At 68.7% G+C, this 5,038-nt stretch carries 5 protein-coding genes and 1 pseudogene; all 6 read left to right on the top strand.

The genetic code is table 11. The features are described 5' to 3' along the window. A pseudogene (locus tag WAW85_RS14350) lies at positions 1–469 on the top strand (hypothetical protein); the annotation flags it as partial. Positions 470–489: 20 nt separating this feature from the next. Beyond that, a complete protein-coding gene (locus tag WAW85_RS14345) occupies positions 490–819 on the top strand; it encodes a hypothetical protein (RefSeq protein WP_422560272.1) in 330 nt (109 codons plus the stop codon). 1 nt (position 820) lies between these two features. Further along, positions 821–1,639, top strand: coding sequence for a hypothetical protein (locus tag WAW85_RS14340; RefSeq protein ID WP_422560271.1), 819 nt, complete (start codon positions 821–823; stop codon positions 1,637–1,639). Continuing rightward, positions 1,636–3,009, top strand: a complete 1,374-nt coding sequence (locus WAW85_RS14335) for a hypothetical protein (RefSeq protein ID WP_422560270.1) — start codon at positions 1,636–1,638, stop codon at positions 3,007–3,009. The genes WAW85_RS14340 and WAW85_RS14335 overlap by 4 nt, the downstream gene beginning before the upstream one ends. Continuing rightward, positions 3,006–4,544: an SCO6880 family protein gene (locus WAW85_RS14330; protein ID WP_422560269.1), complete on the top strand. Its 1,539-nt coding sequence runs from the start codon at positions 3,006–3,008 to the stop codon at positions 4,542–4,544. The genes WAW85_RS14335 and WAW85_RS14330 overlap by 4 nt, the downstream gene beginning before the upstream one ends. A gap of 190 nt (positions 4,545–4,734) precedes the next feature. Then, positions 4,735–5,038 (top strand): hypothetical protein (locus WAW85_RS14325; protein WP_422560268.1); only part of this gene is annotated, 304 nt, incomplete at its 3' end.

The raw sequence follows: 5,038 nt of genomic DNA, 5'->3' as shown, positions 1-5,038 counted from the left end.
GTCGATACGGGTCCCCGAGGAGGTGCCCACCCCGCGATCGGTCGACGGCGTCGACCTGACGGTGCTGGACGCCGGCTGGTCGCTGCGGGAGCTCGCCGCCTCTCAGACCGGGGCGTGGGTCGCCACCACTGCCGCGGACGTCGAGGTCCTGGTGACCCGGCCGAACGGTCTCGCGCTGAGCCAGACCGAGGCCGCACTCGCCGACCTCGAGGATCAGCTCGACGCCGACCAAGTCGTTGTCGTCGTCGTGGGCGCCAGCCGCTGGGGCGACCGCGAGTTCGCAACCGCCGGCCGGTTGCTGCGCACGGCACACCGACAGGAGGCCGTGCTGTTCACGCCCCTCCTGCCTACCAGGGCCCTGCCGGGCCTTGGCCCCGACCCGCTGCCCAAGCAGCTCACGAACCCCTCCCAGCGCCTGCTGGAGCGGATCACCACCATCACCGGCCCGCTGACGGCGAACCGGAACTGAGAGGAAAGAGGAGAGACACGATGTTCATCGAAGCCATCTCCGAGGTCGCCACCCAGCTCGTGGCCTCAGGAACCATCAAAGCCGAGGGCGTCGGCGACGTGTGCGCGGCGCCGCCGACCGGTGTCGCGCCCTACGTCAACGACATTCTCGGCTGGGTCAAGTACGGCGTCATCGCCATCATCATCGGCGCCGGCTTCGCCTCGACCGGAGCGTTGATCGTGGGCAAGTTCGGCCAGATGGGCCGCGCCGCGCAGCTCGGTGCATCGGGCCTGTTCTGGACCGTGATCGGGGCGATCGCGTTCGTCACGATCTACGCCATCCTCAACGGCATCGTCGGGAACGGCTGCTGACATGTTCCACCGGACCCGGCACGTCTACCAGACCAGGTTGGCTGACCCCGACACCGAGTGGACCCGCATGCGGCTTCAGGCCCTGCTGGGTGTCGCGGTGGTCGTAGTCCTCGCGTTGATGGCGGGCGGCGTGTGGTCGGTGGTCAGCATGCGCACCGGCTCCTCGCCCAACAACGATGCCGCGTCCACTTCGCCACAGTCCGCACAGGACCAGCTCGCGGACAAGCAACTACCCGAAGCGCCGCTGGAGGCCGCACAGCCCGGCACCCTGTCCTCAGGCGAGACCGGCACGCTCGAGATGCCGGCGCCCATGGAGGTTGGGGAGGTCGGGGTTGCGACCGGGTACCCACACACACCGGAAGGCGCCCTGGCCCAGCTGGCCGCCATCGACACGACCGCCCTGTCCTCCGCCTCGGTTCGGGTAGCCCAGGACGTCATCAGCCAATGGGCCGCACCCGGGGGTCCGACGGCCGAGAGCTGGTCAGGGGTTCAGGGGTTGGCCGCGCTCCTGGAGTCAGCCGGGATGTCCTCGGACGCCCAGAACACGATCACGATCGCCGTCGAACCGAAGATGGGTTTCATCAAGGGCACGGTCGGCGACCACTTCGTCATCCCGTGCATCGACTTCATTATCACCGCCACCACCGCGACGGGACAGCCGCAGCAGGTCGCGGCCGCCGACTGCCAGCGCATGGTGTGGCAGGAAGGCCGCTGGGTGATCGGCGAAGGCGATGAGCCGGCACCAGCTCCGTCGCTGTGGCCCGGGTCCCAGGCCTCCTTCGACGCTGGCTACCAGTGGCTGGAGGTACCGCAGACATGAGCGAGCAGACCATTGCGGGCATCGTCCCGATGATCGATCTCAACCCCTTGCATTGGCTCGGCGACAAGGCCAAGGAGGGCCTGGCCGACGGGTTCACCTCGATGATGCTGGGCATCTGGTCGGCCGGCGTGTGGCTGCTCAAGACGGCCTTCGGCCTGATCGACAACTTCACTCCCAGCGTCGAGGACCCCGACCTGGCCAAGCTGTACTCGGTCACCTTGTGGATCGGGCTGGCGATCGCGCTGGTAGTGGCGTTCGGCCAGATCGGCCTAGCGGTTCTCCGGCAGGACGGCCGCGGGTTCGGCACCCTGGCAGCCGGAGTGGTGCAGTACGGCGTCGTCCTGGCCTGCTGGATCACCGTGTGCGCCGGACTCATCAGTGCCGCCTCCGCGCTGACCGAAGGCATCTTGGACACCCTGCTCGGAGTCGACAGCTTCTCCGGCTACGCGGCCGGAGACGACTTCGTCGACCAGGTCAGCGGAACCGTCCAGGCGGCCACGCTTGGGATCTGTTCTCTGTTCATCCTGATCCCGGCGGCCTTCGGACACATGGTGATCATGATGGTGCGTTCGGCAGCGCTGCTGATCCTGGTCGCCACCATGCCGATAGCGGCTGCGGGGGCGCTGTCGGAGGGCACGAAGTCGTGGATGTGGAAGTCGATCCGCTGGTTCTTGGCGTGCGTGCTGATGGAGCCGCTGCTGGCGCTGGTGGTGGGGATGGGCACGCAGTTCGCGTGGGCAGGCATGCCTGACGGTGAGGAGAAGGGCATCGGAGACAGTCCGCTGCACTTCGCCTCGACTTCGGAGAACATCGGCATGTCCGTGGTCGGGTCGATCATCATGCTGGTGGCCTGCTTCATGCCGATGGTCCTGTTCCGGCTGCTCGCCTTCGTCGACCCTGGCACGGCCTCGGGTGCCTCGTTCCGGTCGACGATGAACGCCAACGGCGGCGTCTCCGGCCTGTTGAAGGGCAAGGGCGCCGGAGCCGGCGGCGCGGCGGCCGGGTCTGGTGCAGCCAGCGAGACCGCCTCCGATGGGCGCACCACCTCCGAGAACGGTGCTGATGCCGAAACCGCGAACCGGTGGCAGTCCTCCAAGATCGGAAAACTCGGCGGCAAGGTCGGCGGGGTCGTCGGCGGCGCGATGGAGAAGACCGGGAAGGTCGCCCAGGCCGGCGCCTCGATGGGCGTCGACGTGCTCGGCCAGTCAGGCATCGGGAACCAGGGCTACTACCCGACCGAGCACGACCCCAAGCAGAAGAAGCAGAAGCACACCCCGCGGCCGTTCAACGACACCAACGGCGACGGTGTTGCCAACGACATTCCCCCCGAGGCCCAGGCCGCAGTTGAGGACGGAGCTTTCATCGCATGAGCGTTTACGGAGCATCGGCAACTCGAGACCGGCAGGCCTGGCTCTTCGGGCTCACCGGCCCGCAGTTCTTCTTGGTGCTGGCCTCCGGGTTCCCGACTTGGATGGCGATCGCCGTCGGGCAGTGGATCGCGCTGCTCGCCCTCGTTCCGTTGTGGGGCGTGGTCGGGCTGCTGATCTGTCTGCCGATCCGGGGCCACTCGGCCTTCCAGTGGATCGGGGTCCTGTTCCGGCACCTGGCCGGGGCGGCGTTCGGCTGGTCGCGGTTCCAGTCCAAGGCCGCGGCCGGCGACCTCGACCTCGGCGACGGGGAGAACGATGAGGACGACGGCGACGCGGGAGAGGCGGACCTGCCCGGCATCCTGGCCAGCATCGAGATCCACGACGGCCCGCCCATGACTGGGCAGACCGCCCGGCCAGCCATCATCAAGAACAAGGCGAACCGCACCTGGGCAGCCACCGCACGGGTCGTTCACCCCGGCATCGGGATGAGCGACGAGGCAGACCGGTTCCGCATGGGTGCCGGGCTGACGGAGATGCTGGAGGCCGCGACTGCCGGCAACCAGATCGACCTGGTCGTGGTGCAGGTACGCACTGTCCCCGACGACGGCACCGAGCGCGACGAGTGGGTACGTCACAACGCACGCCCCGACGAGCCGGAGGTCTCGGCCAGGGTCAACACCCAACTGGAGGCGATGACCGCCGGCGCCGCTGTGCGACGTGAGGCGTTCGTGACCGTGGTGGTTCGCGAGGACGTCATCAACAAGGACGCCAAGCGCGCCGGACGAGGGGTGATCGGCCGAGCTCGCATCCTGTACTCCGTGCTGGCCGAGGTCGAGGCCCGGCTGACCGGCTCGATCGGCTGCACCCGCGTGAACTGGCTCGACAGCTCCGAGCTCGCCATGGCGATCCGCACCGGGTTCGAACCGGGCGATGCGCCCGCTCTCGCGGACGCAGCCATCCATCACCGCGACGACCCGTCGATCGCGGCCGGTGTCCCGGTCGCGGCGGCGGGTCCGACCAACGCGTCGACCGCGCTGCGTTCCTACCGGCATGGAGAGTGGGAATCGATCTCCTCCACGATCCTGCTTCCCCGCAAGGGGGCGCGGATGGGTGCGCTGGCGCGGGTGCTGGTGCCCTCCCAGCCGGGCGAGCGGCGCGCAATGACGGTGTTCTACCGGCCGGTCTCACAGCAGGCCGCCGATCGGGCAACCGGCCGCGCGCAGATGTCGGCGGTGATGGCCGGGACGCTGCGAGAGAAGGCCGGCAAGGTCGAGCGCGCCAAGGACCGCCAGTCGGTCGGCAAGCTGCACGAACGCGACGAGAAGCTGGAGATGGGCCGCTCGCTGGTCAAGGTGTCCTCCGCGGTCTCGATCACGGTTCCGGCAGGCTGGAACGTGCAGGACTTCGGCCGTCGTCTCGACGCGTCGATCCGCATCAGCGGCTTCACACCGCTCCCTCTCGACGGGGCACACGACGCGGCCTTCGCCGTGTCCGCGATCCCGCTGGGCGCAGGCCTGCCGAAGAAGCGTCGCTGAACCCGAGAAGCACCGCAGTTCGGCTCGACCTGAAACAGCCCGGCCGTCAGATGTCCGATCTGGCGGCCGGGCTGTTGCTTCTCCGGACATGGACCACCAAACCGACCAGTTGAACGGATTGCCTGTGATGCGATCGAGGAACCGCTCGGCCCGGAGCCACCAGCCTCCGCTGGTCGGTCGCCTTCACGAGATGGCGACCAGCCCAGTCCCGCCGGCGGCGCCGGTGAGGTGGCAGCGACCTCACCAGGTCGGCCAGGCGCTGATCCCGGACCTGCAGATGGTCGTGGCCGGCCAACTCGGCCGAGGCAGGAAGTCCGTTCTCGCGAGGCAGCTCTACCTCGAAACCTTGCGTCGGTCGGGACGGCCGGTGATGGTGCTCGACCAGGCGCCCGCCTCGAAGCCGCTCGACCTCTCATCAGTCGCCAGGCGCGTGCTCGACCCGCTCGCGTGGGGACCTGGTCCGGCGAGCTCGTCGAGCGAGACGACGGGGGAGT

The sequence above is a fragment of the Gordonia sp. (in: high G+C Gram-positive bacteria) genome, assembly GCF_049299075.1.
Classification (GTDB): domain Bacteria; phylum Actinomycetota; class Actinomycetes; order Mycobacteriales; family Mycobacteriaceae; genus Gordonia.
This window is presented reverse-complemented; position numbering and strand designations above follow the sequence as displayed.

Excerpts from the sequence above, each read along its gene's own strand:
- WAW85_RS14345 (WP_422560272.1), top strand. The coding sequence starts at position 490 with ATGTTCATCGAAGCCATCTCCGAGGTCGCCACCCAGCTCGTGGCCTCA.
- WAW85_RS14330 (WP_422560269.1), top strand. The coding sequence starts at position 3,006 with ATGAGCGTTTACGGAGCATCGGCAACTCGAGACCGGCAGGCCTGGCTC.
- WAW85_RS14340 (WP_422560271.1), top strand. The coding sequence starts at position 821 with ATGTTCCACCGGACCCGGCACGTCTACCAGACCAGGTTGGCTGACCCC.
- WAW85_RS14335 (WP_422560270.1), top strand. The coding sequence starts at position 1,636 with ATGAGCGAGCAGACCATTGCGGGCATCGTCCCGATGATCGATCTCAAC.